Origin of the sequence: Vibrio sp. TRT 2004 (genome assembly GCF_050113735.1) — a bacterium.
Lineage (GTDB): Bacteria > Pseudomonadota > Gammaproteobacteria > Enterobacterales > Vibrionaceae > Vibrio.
Genome location: NZ_JBNJOH010000045.1, coordinates 1 through 14,891 on the forward strand (window position 1 = coordinate 1; position 14,891 = coordinate 14,891).

Sequence of the window (14,891 nt, forward strand, 5' to 3'; positions counted from 1 at the left end):
CCTGAGTTTCACCGTCGATAGAAATATAACATGGAGTTGGCATAGTAAAATCCTTAGAGGTTGTGTGTAATAACACTCACTCTTAATCAAAAAGCGTGCCAAAATGAAAATGTATATATTTCAACAATTTAAGCATTTGTTAATATACAAGCTGGGCAACTTTTTGCTCGGAAGCAAGAAATGCACCGAGGAGACTGTGAACCATCACAAATGATGAAAAATCAGAAAATACCCCACTGCTACAGAGGGGTCGTTCGCAACAGTATGGTTCGCTATCCAGTACGTTGCGAACACGTTAAGTGATAGGAGTTAAGCTAAAGGTCGCCTTTTTTATTTGAGCTGATTACAATTCAGCTAAACATGATTTGCCACTATCGGCATACAAATAAGACAGGCACATTTATGACAACTGATACCATTGTTGCTCAAGCAACCGCCCCTGGTCGTGGTGGCGTCGGCATTATTCGAGTATCCGGCCCATTGGCATCAAAGGTTGCGCTGGAAATTACCGGCAAAGAACTTCGTCCTCGATACGCGGAATACCTACCATTTACCGCCGAAGATGGTAGCCAACTTGATCAAGGTATTGCGCTGTTTTTCCCAAATCCCCACTCGTTTACCGGAGAAGATGTATTAGAACTTCAGGGGCATGGTGGGCCAGTCGTTATGGATATGCTGATCAAACGTATCCTAAAAATATCAGGGATACGAACAGCACGTCCTGGTGAGTTCTCTGAACGCGCCTTTCTCAACGATAAGCTAGACCTAGCACAAGCAGAAGCCATCGCTGACCTTATTGATGCAAGTTCAGAAGAAGCAGCAAAATCAGCGTTACAGTCGCTTCAAGGCGCATTCTCGTCACGAATCAACACATTAGTCGAATCTTTGATTCACTTGCGTATCTATGTTGAGGCTGCAATTGACTTCCCAGAAGAAGAGATCGACTTCTTAGCTGATGGCAAAGTTGCTGCCGACTTACAAACGATTATCGACAATCTTGCTGCGGTCCGTAAAGAAGCCAATCAAGGTGCGATCATGCGCGAAGGGATGAAAGTTGTCATTGCAGGCCGACCAAATGCGGGGAAATCAAGCTTACTCAATGCACTCTCAGGTAAAGAATCTGCCATCGTAACGGACATTGCCGGTACCACGCGTGACGTGCTTCGAGAGCACATTCATATCGATGGTATGCCTCTTCATATCATCGATACAGCAGGTCTACGTGACGCATCTGATGAGGTAGAGAAAATCGGTATTGAACGAGCATGGGAAGAGATTAGTCAAGCTGATCGCGTACTGTTTATGGTGGATGGTACGACAACCGATGCCACCGATCCGATCGAGATCTGGCCAGATTTTGTCGATCGTTTACCAAGCAATATTGGTATGACGGTGATCCGCAATAAAGCCGATCAAACGGGTGAGGAGCTGGGTATATGTCATGTCAATGATCCTACTCTTATTCGTCTATCAGCCAAAACAGGAGCGGGTGTTGAATCTCTGCGCACACACCTCAAAGAGTGTATGGGCTTTGCTGGTAGGCATGAGGGAGGCTTTATGGCTCGACGTCGCCACCTAGAAGCACTAGACAGAGCCGCTGAACACTTAGACATAGGCCAGCAGCAACTAGAGGGCTACATGGCCGGAGAAATCTTAGCTGAAGAGCTACGCATCACCCAGCAGCATCTCAGTGAGATCACTGGCGAGTTTAGTTCTGATGACCTACTCGGTCGTATTTTCTCTTCTTTCTGTATCGGGAAGTAAAGTGGGCAAATAAAGGAAAACAACAGCAAGCAACGGTAGATAACACACTGATTTTATTAGATCGTCATTTGCCGTTTGTTTCCATCCGTTGCCGTTAATTGCCAAATCTAGTCCCCAGTTGGTCCCCAATGACATGATAAATGCCGTATTGGGGACCAATTGGGGACAAACATGAAAATTTTCATTGAAAAACGGGCACTTAAAGCAGATGGAACGCGAACATTGCGTCTCATTTATGACCACGGTTATACCATTAAATCAAACGGATCTCGTCAGCGAAAACGTGAACACGAAGTGCTAGATCTGTTTGTCTATGAAAAACCTAAAACACCCACCCAGCGCCAACACAACAAAGAACAAACCACCTCAACCTCCAACCACTCGATCTGGCTGTCAGCTCGTAAACACCTGCGGTTCTACTGCGGAAAACATGATCTTAGTTTTGATGAGCTGGATAAAGACTGGTTAGGCGGGTTTTAGTATTACCTAACCAATGAAGCGAAAACCAAAAGTGATACCGCGTTATCTCGCAACACACAAAGCTCCTACTTAAATAAAGTTCGAGCGGTGAGCAACGCAAAGGCGCGCGGTGCTCAGGCCCATTTTGGGCAGTTTCGCGTGAAAAGAAGCCTGTCGAATTCATGATTTAGAATTACGGACGCAGATAATGAGGCGGTAATGGGATTAGGCGTTGCTTCAGCGTTATTCACCAAACCACAAAGCGCTATGCGTTAAGTAACCCGCTAATGCGTTAAGTTGCTCACCATAGTTAACGCATAGTGATTAGATCCTCACTTTCACTTGTGAAAGTGTGTTTTCAGCAATCCCTCCCTATAGACAAGCAACACCAGCTATATCTCCTCTCGAATAATTTCATTTCAACTCTAATTTTTAACCACTGGCTGGCATTTCTGTTATAGTTGCGCTTACGTTCAGAATGCCTGCATGGATAGGAACACATGATCAAATGCCACCTCGCCCGTTTGATGGGAGAGCGCAAATTAAGAATAGCGGATGTCATTCGTGAAACGGGTTTAAGCCGCAACACAGTGACACTTCTGTACAAAGAAACAGCACAAAAAGTGGACTTAGAAGCCATCGACAAGCTGTGCGTGCTATTTAATTGTCAAGTTGGTGAGCTCCTAGAACAGTCACCAGAGAATGATCAATAAAAACAATAACGAAGGACTGATATGAGCTTCACAGAAGATTCAAGAGTAAAAATACCAACGATCCTACATCTCATGCGTTTGGGTTATGAGTACCTATCCCTGAAAGGAACACACTGGGACAAGGATACAAATATCTTCCCGGAATTATTCTCCTCAGCGGTCAGCCGTATAAATCCTGACATGACCTCTGATGACGTTGCCCGTTTGCTCGAAGAAGTGAAACTCTCTCTGGATAACCAAGACTTAGGCCGAGCTTTTTTCAATAAGTTGAAGGCTCGATCTGGCACTAAGCTGATCGATTTCGAGAACTTTTCCAACAACAGCTTCCATGTAGTTACTGAGCTAACCTACAAGAACGGAGACGATGAATTTCGCCCTGACATTATCTTGTTAATCAACGGCATGCCGCTGGTGTTTATTGAGGTGAAAAAGCCTAACAACCGAGACGGTATCATCGCGGAAAGAGAACGCATCAATAAACGTTTTCAAAACCCGAAATTCAAGCGCTTTGCTAACATCACTCAGTTCATGATTTTTTCCAATAACATGGACTACGTCGATGGTGATCCAGAACCAGTACAAGGTGCGTTTTACGCGAGCAGTTCATATGACAAGCCAGTGTTTAACTACTTTCGCGAAGAAGAGGTGTTAGATCTCACTGCACTTTTAAAACCACTGACTGATGAGCAAGAACTGGCAGTACTCAAAGACAACAACTTAGAAGTGATCCGCAGCAACCCTGAGTTTTTGAGCAACAAAGAGCCCAGCCGCCCAACCAACCGAATCTGTACCTCTTTGCTCAGCAAAGAGCGTTTGTCCTTTGTTCTACGCTATGCATTGGTCTACGTATCAGAGAGTGATAGCCTGCAAAAACACATCATGCGCTACCCACAGATGTTTGCGACCAAAGCTATTGAGAGAAAGCTAAACGAAGGGGTTCGTAAAGGGATTATTTGGCATACCCAAGGAAGTGGTAAAACCGCGTTAACCTATTACAACGTTGGGTTCTTAACGGATTACTTCCAAAAACGAGAAATCATTCCAAAGTTCTATTTTATCGTCGATAGACTAGACTTGCTGCAACAAGCACAGCGAGAGTTCACTGCACGCGGCTTGATTGTTCATACCATAAACTCCCGTGAAGCGTTCACACGTGACATCAAAGCCACACAAGTGATTCACAACCACTCAGGCAAAGCCGAAATAACCGTCGTCAACATTCAGAAGTTTAAAGATGACCCCGACGTTATTTCAACGCAAGACTATAACGTCACCATCCAACGTGTTTACTTCCTGGATGAAGTTCATCGCAGTTATAACCCGAAAGGTAGCTTTCTAGCCAACCTGACTCAGTCTGATACCAACGCTATCAAGATAGGCTTAACGGGTACGCCATTACTGGGTGAAGACTATAACTCACGAGTTCTTTTTGGTGACTATATTCACAAGTATTACTACAATGCTTCCATTGCCGATGGCTATACACTGCGCTTAATTCGTGAAGAGATCGCGACCAATTACAAAATGACGCTTCAGCAAGCGCTTGAAGAAGCTGAAGTAAAAATGGGCGATGTAGACCGTAAAGAAATATACGCCCATCAAAGTTTTGTTGAGCCAATGCTGGACTACATCATCAGCGACTTCGAAAAGAGTCGCGGCACGCTAAATGATGCAACCATAGGCGGTATGATCATTTGCGATAGCTCAGACCAAGCAAAGAAAATGTTTGAGCTGTTTAATGCTGTGTACGCCTTAAAGCCCCTATCCACTAGTGACAGCGTGGAACCTCAGCAAGCAACATCGGTAGCAGAGCCGATCCCGACTTACGTTCAAACGGCGAGCATGGAACCAGCCAAGCAAGCCCACAAAGTGAGTAATGCTGCGCTGATTTTGCATGATGTCGGCACAAAACAAGAACGCAAAGATTGGGTGGAAGATTTCAAAGCAGGAAAAATCGACTTACTGTTTGTTTACAACATGCTACTCACAGGATTCGATGCCAAACGCTTGAAGAAACTCTACCTTGGCCGCGTGATCCGAAAACATAACTTGCTACAAGCACTGACACGCGTCAACCGCACATATAAGGACTTCCGTTATGGCTATGTGGTTGATTTCGCGGACATCCGAAAAGAGTTTGACGCAACTAACAAAGCTTACTTTGACGAATTACAGTCAGAGCTGGGCGACGAAATCGAAAGCTACTCCAAGCTATTCAAATCACAGGAAGAGATCAAACAAGAGATCGAACACATTAAAGATGTGTTGTTCCGCTTTGATATTGGCAACATGGAGACCTTCTGTGATCAAATCAGCCAGATACAAGACAGAGAAACTGTCTTAGCACTGAAAAATGCCTTAGCTGATGCACGAAGCCTGTATAACCTAATTCGCCTGCAAGGTGAGTACGATTTCCTTGATGAACTGGATTTCACCAAGCTCAATGTGTTGTTTCGTGTTGCCAGCGATAGACTAGACATGCTTAATCTTGCGATTTCAATACAAGATGGCGTGGACATTGGCAATCTACTCAATAGAGCTTTAGAAGATGTGATTTTTACATTCACAAAAATTGGCGAAGAAGAACTTGTACTAGCTGACAAACTGAAAAATACCCTTCGCCAAACACGCGAAGCTCTGGCAAGTAACTTTGACCAACAAGACCCGAAATTCATCAACCTGAAAGATGAACTAGAGCGATTATTTAAGAAAAAGAATCTCAGTGAAGTCACGCAAGATGAAATGGTCGCCAACATCGATGCACTCAATAAAATTCACCAACGAGTGAAAGAGTTGAACCGACAGAACAACCAATTGCGTCAGAAGTACCTAGGTGACACCAAGTATGCGCGTTTACACAAGCGTTTATACGAACGCCAACAAGAACGACGCGACATTACTGACTCTGAAAGAAAGATTTTTGAGGCCTTGCTCGGAGTCAAAGAAGACGCCGATAGCCAGGTACTCGACAACACGTCCGTTCTCGATAACGAAAGCTATTTTGAGCGGCATTTGCTACCAAAGGTTCATAACCGCTTTATCAAACAACAGAGCATTCCCTTGAATGCGGAAGCGGTTCGTTATGTAAACCACCTTGTCGTAACAGAATATTTAAAAGAATTTAATACAGGTAGCCAATCCTGGTAAGAACACCAACTAAGGCAGTACACAAACCATGGTCGAACTCGAATTTAGAGAAAAAACAAAAGCCCTTATCGATAGCCTGAAAAGCATCTGTGCAACCAATGGCTTAGGCAACAGTACCGGGGAGTTTGAGATCATCACTCAAGTCTTTTTGTATAAATTCCTGAACGATAAGTTCGCCTATGAAGCAAAGAAAATAGACGAAAAAATCGCCAGCGCGAAAAAATGGGAAGAAGCGCTGATTGAAATGAGTGAAGAGGATCTAGAGATGCTCCAGATCCAGATGGGCGGTGACACTGCTCGTCTCAAGCCACATCACTTCATCAGTCACTTGTTCAACCAACAAGACAAGCCTGGGTTTGCTCAGCTGTTTGATGATACTTTGATGGACATCGCCAGCACCAATAACGATGTGTTTGCGGTAATGACGGACACAGGCGAGAAAGTACAACTGTTTACCCGCATCAGCGAGAACGTGACCGTTTCCAAGCGTGATGCTTTCTGCAAAGCGATCATCAACAAACTGATTGAGTTCAGTTTTGAGCGTATCTTTAACCAAAAATTTGATTTCTACGCCACCATCTTTGAATACCTGATCAAAGACTACAACAGCAACTCAGGCGGCAAATATGCCGAGTACTACACCCCTCATGCGGTAGCACGCATTATGGCCGCAATTTTGGTGCCTGAAGACCAGCAAGGCACCGTGCGCAATGTTAGCTGTTATGACCCATCAGCGGGCTCTGGTACCCTGCTTATGAATGTCGCCCATGCCATCGGTGAAACGCGTTGTAGCATCTATACGCAGGATATTTCGAAGAAGTCATCAAACCTACTGCGTTTGAACCTGATTTTGAACAACTTGGTGCATTCAATTCCTAATGTGATTGAAGGCGACACTCTTCGTCATCCACACCACAAGGAAAATGGTGATCTACGCAAATTTGATTACATTGTCTCTAACCCACCATTTAAGCTGGATTTCAGTGATTTTCGTGATGAGTTGGATAGCAAAGAAAACAAAGATCGCTTTTTTGCTGGCATTCCCAAAATCAAAGCTAAGGCCAAGGACAAAATGGAAATCTACCAATTGTTCTTGCAGCACATTATTTACTCATTAAAACCAGGTGGTAAAGCAGCGGTGGTACTGCCGACAGGGTTTATTACCGCTCAATCTGGCATTGATAAAAAGATCCGGCAATACCTGGTGGATAACAAGATGCTGGCGGGTGTGGTCTCCATGCCATCCAATATCTTCGCGACCACAGGTACCAATGTCTCCATTCTGTTTATTGATGACAGCAACAAAGAAAAAGTGGTGCTGGTTGACGCATCCAACCTGGGTCAAAAGGTCAAAGAAGGTAAGAATCAGAAAACGGTTCTAACACCAGAAGAAGAACAGCAGATCATTGATGTATTCAACAACAAGTGGACCGAAGAAGATTTCTCTGTTGCTGTCAGCTATGACGAGATCACAGAGAAAAATTACAGCCTCAGTGCCGGACAGTACTTCGAAGTTAAAATTGAATACGCAGATATTACCGCAGAGCAGTTTGCGGAAAAAATGCAGGGCTTTAGCAGCAATCTGGATAGCTTGTTTAGTCAGTCTCGTGATTTAGAAGCAAAAATTAAACAACAATTAACGGGTTTGAAGTATGAGTAAGTTTCTAAACAAGAAGCTTGGTGACTTAGCTGCGCCTGGAAGATCTGTCATATCTGGTCCATTTGGAAGTAATATCGGAAAACGTTTCTTCAAAGAAGATGGGGTTCCAGTTATTCGTGGTAATAACTTAACCACGGACTTTAATAAGTTTATTGATGATGGCTTTGTCTTTTTGACAAAGGAAAAAGCAAATGAGTTGAACTCTGATGCTAAAGAAGGTGATATTTTATTTACCGCTGCGGGCACTATTGGACAGGTGGGTATGATTCCATGCGATGCAAAGTACCCAAGGTATGTTATTTCAAATAAGCAACTTAGATTCAGAGTAGATAAAGAAAAGGCAGATCCAGACTATGTATATTACTGGTTGGCAAGCCCATGGATATTTAAAACTATCATTAATAGAAATACAGGTAGTACAGTACCACTAATCAACTTGGGCATTATTAAGTCACTTCCTATTAATATACCCGAAGAGCTTCTAATTCAGAGAGCAATCTCAGAAACCCTCTCTACAATAGACAAAAAAATCGAACTCAACAACCGCATCAATTCTGAGCTAGAAGCCATGGCGAAAACGCTTTATGACTACTGGTTTGTGCAGTTTGATTTCCCAGATGCAAATGGAAAACCCTATAAAGCTTCTGGCGGTAAGATGGTTTATAACGATACCTTGAAGCGGGAAATTCCTGAGGGGTGGAGTGTTTGTGAGTTAGGAGAACACATTACGTTTGAGAGAGGAATTTCCTACCGTAGTAAGGATATAGCCGAAACCGGAACACCTCTGGTGAATCTCAACTCTTTTGCGTTGACGGGGAAGTTTAAACCAAATGGAACAAAGTATTTTTCTGGGAGTTATAAGCCTGAAAAACTTTGTAATATTGGCGACTTGGTTATCGCGATAACGGATGTAACCAGAAACGCTGATATTATAGGTAAAAGCTTTATCGTTCCTGATGCTTTTGAAGGCAAACGAGCACTAATTTCTTGTGATGTTGCTTTGGTTAAATCTAGTTATTTTGGTAATGCTTATTTAGAAACTCTATTTAACTCCAACCATTATCATAACTACATAAAACAGTTCGCGTCAGGAACTTTGGTTCTTCACCTGGATCTCAAAGGGGTCAATTGGTACAGAACTGAACTACCACCTCGAGAGCTTCTAAGTAGATTTGAAGATTTCTTTACCCCTTTATTCCAACAACGCGACGTTGTCTTACAGGAAAATAAAAAGCTAGAAGAATTACGTGATTGGCTTCTTCCAATGCTAATGAACGGCCAAGTAACAGTAACACCAAGCACTGAACCACAGGAGGCTCAGCATGGCTAAAGATCTCACTGAGTCTTTGCATGACCGACAAAACATCCTTAATAACCGTTATGCCCTACAAAAAGCAGAGCAACACTTGGCATTAGGTGGTGTTCAGTTTAATGGTGAGGCGGTGTTCACTAAACAACAAGTTATGGAATTGTTTGAAATCAGTGAACGTACAATTGAGCGCTATTTGTCCAGCCATGCAGTGAATTAAAAATAGTTACAATTCATAGCATTACGTTATGGTACCGACATTAATGACGGTACCATAATCAGCGTTTAATGTCGCCGCTCCAACAGGATAGTGAGCAGCAATACACCATGACAGGCTCTGTAATCATCATGGTTTAAAGATGATAAAACTCATCAATAACGCAATAAGGTTAATTGAATGACAGATAACATCCCCCAAGCTCCGCATGGTGAATTTGTCCTGTTTACCAGTGGAGATGGCAAAACTCGCGTAGAGTGCCGCTTTGAGTCAGATACCTTGTGGCTTTCTCAAGCTGCAATGGCAGATCTTTACCAAGTGAGCTCACAGGCCATCACTCAGCATATCAAGGCTGTCTATTCTGAAGGGGAGCTTGAGCAAAATTCAACTTGTAAGGATTACTTACAAGTTCAATTAGAGGGTGGTCGAGAAGTAAAACGCAATATTCGACACTACAGTCTCCCGGTAATTCTTGCGGTAGGGTACCGAGTTCGCTCGACGCGTGGTACACAGTTTCGCCAATGGGCCACGCGATTGTTACAAGAGTATTTAATCAAAGGCTTCGTGATGGATGACGAGCGTTTGAAGAACCCGCCCGTTGGTCACTCTGCGGTGCCAGATTACTTTGACGAGATGCTGGAACGCATTCGCGATATCCGAGCGAGTGAGCGTCGTGTTTATCTGCGAGTCAAAGAAATCTTTACCATGGCAGCCGATTACGAGCCATCCAACCAAGAAACTAATCGCTTCTTTCAAACCATTCAGAACAAGCTGCATTATGCCTGTACGCACATGACGGCTGCTGAGCTGATTGCTAGCCGTGTGGATGCCAGTAAGCCAGATATGGGGCTAACCAGCTATAAAGGCGATGAAGTGCGTAAGACCGATGTCACCATCGCAAAAAACTATCTGCGTGAAGACGAAATCAAAGAGCTTAACCGCATCGTCAATATGTGGCTCGACTTTGCCGAAGACCAGGCGTTACGCCGCAAACAAGTGTTCTTGCAAGACTGGGCCGATAAGCTTGACCAGTTTTTAAGTTTTAATGATAGAGACGTATTAAGCGGAGCAGGAAAAATATCCAAGAAGGACGCGGATGATAAGGCGAGACTGGAGTTTGACCGCTTTGCCCAGCAACGCCGCCGTTTAAAAGAAGCCGAAGGCGCACTTGCTAATATTGCAGCCCTCAAGGCAATACTAAAAAAAGACAAATAGCGCGACTAACTCTGTTGAACCAGCCATGGTACCGACATCAATGTCGGTACCATCGTTCTCAGGTCTGTCATTTATCCAGCCAAAACACCACCTAAAAGCCACTTTGAGATTTCAACTGGCTATCTCACACAACTAGCACATCGAAAAGCAACCCAAAAGCGCTCTTGCTCGCAGCCAACCGCGTGCTGCCCCATGGGCTTTCACATGTGAAAGTACATCAGCCCTCATGCACTACAAATAGGCCAAATCCCACAATAATCTAGAAATTTACCAACACAATCCCATCAAAAAAATAATCGACGCTCAGGTCCCACAATGATTGGAGTACAACGCCCTACATCCCCGCCAAAACAATAAAGCAACGAAAATAATCCGTAGCAACGTCCCACAAAGATAGGTATCTGGAAAGCACAGGGATAGGTCCCAGGAGAGGAATCGCTAGCCATGCTTGCCAATCAGCGATGGGACTAGAGAAAAATTATGCGCTCAAAAAGGGCAATTACAGATGCGTAAGTAACAGTACGTTTGCGCTACCTTGAGCAAAACAAACAAGGAGCCAATATGACTGTATTAAATGAACATTCCGCCGCCTATCAATGATCTGAGTAGGTGATGATCACGCTCCCCCCTACAGGGAAGATTCACTTTGGTAAGGAAACGATCACCGCACCTTCCCCGCTAGAGAGTGGAAAACCTCTCTTGTTTGTCGTTACTGAAGAGAAAGATCGCGAAAGCTGATCCGTTTTCCCACCATTCCCACTTTTCCCATCCTGATCTATGATGGAAGTCATCTTGGGAAGTTAGTATTTGACCATAAATTGCAATTTGGTCCCCAATCGGTCCCCAAGACGTCGCGCGAGGCCAGTTATTATGGGAAACTTCTTTCTGTATCGGTAAATAACATCAAGCGCGGCTCCACCAGCCGCGTTTTTCGTCATTAAAAAGGAACATTCATGATCCATATTATTACAGGCAGCACGCTAGGTGGCGCAGAATACGTAGGTGACCACCTCAGTGATATCTTAGTTGAGAATGGTTTCGAAACTCAGGTCCATAACCAACCTGAGCTATCTGAGATAGAGAATCAAGGTACTTGGCTGATTATCACGTCGACTCATGGTGCGGGTGAATATCCAGATAATATCCGTCCATTTATTCAAGCGCTACAAGATACCCCACCTAAAATGAGTGAAGTGAAGTTTGCGACAATCGCGATTGGGGACTCAAGTTATGACACCTTCTGTGCCGCAGGTTTGCATGCCCACCAACTTCTTGAAGACATAGGCGCAACGGCTATTACTGATTGTTTAACCATCGATGTACTCAGTCATGATGTACCTGAAGATGCAGCAGAAGAATGGCTGAATGAGCTAATTCCGCAACTCTAATCGCTAACAAAGTGGCTATTCTCAAGGCCACTTTTCCTATCTACTACTGCTTTGTGAATAACTTTTCTTACTTCCCCGTGTACTGTTTGCTCATATTTTAGCCGCTCAGGCTGTGGATAAAGTTAGATCTATCCGGTGATTAACCTATAGTTATCCCAATAACAACTCTGATCCTTTTTTACCCCTGTGAATAACCCTCATTTTTGATCCCAGCTAATCCTCGATCTGATCAAGGTAAGATCACATGATATGATCCAAAGAAGATCCGTGATCTTGTTGATCATTTTTGAGTTATCCACAGAAGAGGCCGATCTTAATAATAGATCTAATAAAAGATCATATATATAGATCTTATATATATAAGTGATTTGCTCCTTTGTATGAAAAGAGTCAAAAGCATTTTCTCTCTCGTTGAAAGAAGGTAGAATAGCGCTCTTTTTCTCTATCCAACTCTCTATTGAATATCTGAGGTCGGTTCATGCTTTATCACGAAAAATTTGACGTCATTGTTGTGGGTGGCGGTCACGCAGGAACGGAAGCCGCACTCGCATCTGCTCGTACTGGGCAAAAGACGCTTTTACTCACGCACAACATCGATACACTTGGCCAAATGTCATGTAACCCAGCGATTGGTGGCATCGGTAAAGGCCACTTAGTGAAAGAGGTTGATGCTATGGGTGGCCTAATGGCCGAAGCGATCGATCATGCGGGTATTCAATTTAGAACACTTAACGCATCTAAAGGCCCTGCGGTACGTGCAACTCGCGCTCAAGCAGACCGCGCGTTATACAAAGCGTACGTCCGTCGCACACTCGAAAATGCACCAAATTTGACGTTGTTCCAACAGTCGGTTGATGATCTGATCGTAGAACAGGATCAAGTGGTAGGTGTCGTGACACAAATGGGTCTTCGCTTTCAAGCCAAAGCGGTTGTGCTGACAGTAGGAACATTCCTCGGTGGTAAGATCCACATCGGTATGGAAAGTTCGTCAGGTGGTCGTGCTGGAGATCCACCATCGATCGCCCTTGCTGATCGTCTTCGTGAAATGCCATTCCGAGTAGACCGACTAAAAACGGGGACACCTCCACGTATTGATGCCCGTAGTGTCGATTTTTCAGAGTTAGAAGTTCAGCATGGTGATAACCCTGCGCCTGTTTTCTCATTCATGGGGAATCGCTCGCAGCATCCACGTCAGATCCCATGTTACATCACGCATACTAACGAACAGACGCACGACGTTATTCGTAATAACCTAGATCGCAGCCCAATGTACGCTGGTGTTATTGAAGGTATTGGACCTCGTTACTGCCCTTCAATTGAAGACAAAGTGATGCGTTTTGCCGATAAGAACAGCCACCAAATCTTTATCGAACCTGAAGGTCTTGATACTCATGAGTTGTATCCAAATGGTATTTCGACAAGTTTACCATTTGATGTTCAGGTACAAATTGTTCGTTCAATGAAAGGTTTTGAAAATGCTCATATCGTTCGCCCAGGCTACGCTATTGAGTATGATTTCTTTGACCCTCGTGATTTGAAACAGACTTACGAAACCAAATTTATTAATGGTTTGTTCTTTGCTGGCCAAATCAATGGTACGACAGGCTACGAAGAAGCGGCAGCACAAGGCTTGATGGCTGGTCTTAACGCGAGTTTGTACAGTCAGGACAAAGAAGGCTGGAGCCCTCGTCGTGATCAGGCATACATGGGCGTGCTTATTGACGACCTATCGACGATGGGAACGAAAGAACCTTACCGTATGTTCACTTCTCGTGCCGAATATCGTCTGCTATTGCGTGAAGATAACGCGGATTTACGTTTGACTGCCCAAGCTCGAGATTTAGGTTTAATTGATGATGTTCGTTGGGCTCGCTTCAACCAAAAAATCGACAATATGGAGACAGAACGTCAGCGTCTAAAAGAGATTTGGATGAATCCTAATTCTACAGGTGTTGATGCTCTTAATGATCTTTTGAAAACACCAATGGCTCGTGAAGCGAGTGGTGAAGATCTTCTTCGTCGTCCAGAGATCAGTTATTCGCAACTGACAGAATTGGAAGCGTTCGCTCCGGCGCTTGAGGATCAACAAGCTGCTGAACAAGTGGAAATACAAGTTAAGTACGAAGGCTACATCAAACGTCAGCAAGAAGAGATTGAGAAATCTCTTCGTCATGAGCACACTAAGCTTCCTGTTGATCTTGATTACCGTTCTGTTAAAGGTTTATCTAATGAAGTTGTTGCTAAATTAAGCGAAGCCAAACCAGAAACCTTAGGCATTGCCTCTCGTATTTCTGGCATTACGCCTGCGGCAATTTCGATTTTGCTGGTTCATTTGAAAAAGCATGGCATGCTGAAAAAAGGTGAGGAAGAGTAATGTCTCAATTACGCACTCAACTCGACTCGCTAATCGCTCAAACGACGCTTGAAGTTTCAGAGCAGCAACGTGATCAACTCGTCGGCTACGTTGAAATGCTCAACAAGTGGAACAAAGCTTACAACCTAACATCTGTTCGAGATCCACAAGAGATGCTTATTAAGCATATAATGGACAGTATTGTTGTTAGTACTCACTTACAAGGTAGTTCCTTTATTGACGTAGGTACCGGCCCTGGTTTGCCTGGTATTCCTTTGTCGATAATGAACCCAGACAAACAATTCGTGCTACTTGATAGCCTTGGTAAGCGCATCCGCTTTATCAAGCAGGTTCTGCATGAACTTAAAATTGAAAATGTGACTCCGGTTCAAAGTCGAGTTGAAGAGTATCAACCTGAAGAGCTGTTTGATGCTGTACTGAGCCGAGCATTTGCATCGATGACCGATATGGTTGAGTGGTGTCATCATCTGCCAAAAACGGATGGCGGGTGTTTTCTTGCTCTGAAAGGACAATTACCACAGAGTGAGATTGAACAGCTACCTGAGTGGTGTTCTGTGACCGACATCAAAGCTTTGAGCGTTCCTCAATTGGAAGGTGAGCGTCATCTAGTAATCTTATCGCGCAAGGAATAAAAGCGAGGTTCAT

The 14,891-nt window shown here is 44.0% G+C and carries 11 protein-coding genes; all 11 read left to right on the top strand.

Annotated elements, in window-relative coordinates:
* The first annotated feature begins 402 nt into the window (after positions 1–402).
* The 11 genes from mnmE (at position 403) to rsmG (ending at position 14,878) form a co-directional block, all read left to right on the top strand.
* Positions 403–1,764, top strand: coding sequence for a tRNA uridine-5-carboxymethylaminomethyl(34) synthesis GTPase MnmE (mnmE, locus tag ACQEXR_RS15965; RefSeq protein WP_427020726.1), 1,362 nt, complete (start codon positions 403–405; stop codon positions 1,762–1,764).
* A gap of 171 nt (positions 1,765–1,935) precedes the next feature.
* Positions 1,936–2,244: a phage integrase SAM-like domain-containing protein gene (locus ACQEXR_RS15970; RefSeq protein ID WP_427020727.1), complete on the top strand. Its 309-nt coding sequence runs from the start codon at positions 1,936–1,938 to the stop codon at positions 2,242–2,244.
* A gap of 479 nt (positions 2,245–2,723) precedes the next feature.
* Complete coding sequence (locus ACQEXR_RS15975) at positions 2,724–2,936, top strand: helix-turn-helix domain-containing protein (protein ID WP_000588506.1); 213 nt, start codon at positions 2,724–2,726, stop codon at positions 2,934–2,936.
* Between the two features lie 21 nt (positions 2,937–2,957).
* Complete coding sequence (locus ACQEXR_RS15980) at positions 2,958–6,083, top strand: type I restriction endonuclease subunit R (protein WP_427020728.1); 3,126 nt, start codon at positions 2,958–2,960, stop codon at positions 6,081–6,083.
* A 28-nt stretch (positions 6,084–6,111) separates the two neighbouring features.
* Positions 6,112–7,743, top strand: a complete 1,632-nt coding sequence (locus ACQEXR_RS15985) for an HsdM family class I SAM-dependent methyltransferase (RefSeq protein ID WP_427020729.1) — start codon at positions 6,112–6,114, stop codon at positions 7,741–7,743.
* Positions 7,736–9,073 (top strand): restriction endonuclease subunit S, encoded by a 1,338-nt coding sequence (locus ACQEXR_RS15990; RefSeq protein WP_427020730.1) that lies wholly within the window; start codon positions 7,736–7,738, stop codon positions 9,071–9,073. Before ACQEXR_RS15985 ends, ACQEXR_RS15990 begins: the two co-directional genes overlap by 8 nt.
* On the top strand, positions 9,066–9,272 hold the full coding sequence (locus tag ACQEXR_RS15995; RefSeq protein WP_427020731.1) for a DNA-binding protein: 207 nt from the start codon (positions 9,066–9,068) through the stop codon (positions 9,270–9,272). The genes ACQEXR_RS15990 and ACQEXR_RS15995 overlap by 8 nt, the downstream gene beginning before the upstream one ends.
* A 177-nt stretch (positions 9,273–9,449) precedes the next feature.
* Positions 9,450–10,484 (top strand): virulence RhuM family protein, encoded by a 1,035-nt coding sequence (locus ACQEXR_RS16000; protein ID WP_029863508.1) that lies wholly within the window; start codon positions 9,450–9,452, stop codon positions 10,482–10,484.
* A 953-nt stretch (positions 10,485–11,437) separates the two neighbouring features.
* A complete protein-coding gene (mioC, locus tag ACQEXR_RS16005) occupies positions 11,438–11,872 on the top strand; it encodes an FMN-binding protein MioC (RefSeq protein WP_138972871.1) in 435 nt (144 codons plus the stop codon).
* A gap of 478 nt (positions 11,873–12,350) precedes the next feature.
* Positions 12,351–14,246 carry a tRNA uridine-5-carboxymethylaminomethyl(34) synthesis enzyme MnmG gene (mnmG, locus tag ACQEXR_RS16010; RefSeq protein ID WP_331417313.1) on the top strand — a complete coding sequence of 632 codons (1,896 nt, stop codon included), beginning with the start codon at positions 12,351–12,353 and terminating at the stop codon, positions 14,244–14,246.
* Positions 14,246–14,878: a 16S rRNA (guanine(527)-N(7))-methyltransferase RsmG gene (gene rsmG / locus ACQEXR_RS16015; RefSeq protein WP_138972873.1), complete on the top strand. Its 633-nt coding sequence runs from the start codon at positions 14,246–14,248 to the stop codon at positions 14,876–14,878. Before mnmG ends, rsmG begins: the two co-directional genes overlap by 1 nt.
* Positions 14,879–14,891: the final 13 nt, after the last annotated feature.

What these genes read in the sequence shown, in the direction of transcription:
- mnmE (WP_427020726.1), top strand. Translation starts at nt 403, where the DNA reads ATGACAACTGATACCATTGTTGCTCAAGCAACCGCCCCTGGTCGTGGT.
- ACQEXR_RS15970 (WP_427020727.1), top strand. Translation starts at nt 1,936, where the DNA reads ATGAAAATTTTCATTGAAAAACGGGCACTTAAAGCAGATGGAACGCGA.
- ACQEXR_RS15975 (WP_000588506.1), top strand. Translation starts at nt 2,724, where the DNA reads ATGATCAAATGCCACCTCGCCCGTTTGATGGGAGAGCGCAAATTAAGA.
- ACQEXR_RS15980 (WP_427020728.1), top strand. Translation starts at nt 2,958, where the DNA reads ATGAGCTTCACAGAAGATTCAAGAGTAAAAATACCAACGATCCTACAT.
- ACQEXR_RS15985 (WP_427020729.1), top strand. Translation starts at nt 6,112, where the DNA reads ATGGTCGAACTCGAATTTAGAGAAAAAACAAAAGCCCTTATCGATAGC.
- ACQEXR_RS15990 (WP_427020730.1), top strand. Translation starts at nt 7,736, where the DNA reads ATGAGTAAGTTTCTAAACAAGAAGCTTGGTGACTTAGCTGCGCCTGGA.
- ACQEXR_RS15995 (WP_427020731.1), top strand. Translation starts at nt 9,066, where the DNA reads ATGGCTAAAGATCTCACTGAGTCTTTGCATGACCGACAAAACATCCTT.
- ACQEXR_RS16000 (WP_029863508.1), top strand. Translation starts at nt 9,450, where the DNA reads ATGACAGATAACATCCCCCAAGCTCCGCATGGTGAATTTGTCCTGTTT.
- mioC (WP_138972871.1), top strand. Translation starts at nt 11,438, where the DNA reads ATGATCCATATTATTACAGGCAGCACGCTAGGTGGCGCAGAATACGTA.
- mnmG (WP_331417313.1), top strand. Translation starts at nt 12,351, where the DNA reads ATGCTTTATCACGAAAAATTTGACGTCATTGTTGTGGGTGGCGGTCAC.
- rsmG (WP_138972873.1), top strand. Translation starts at nt 14,246, where the DNA reads ATGTCTCAATTACGCACTCAACTCGACTCGCTAATCGCTCAAACGACG.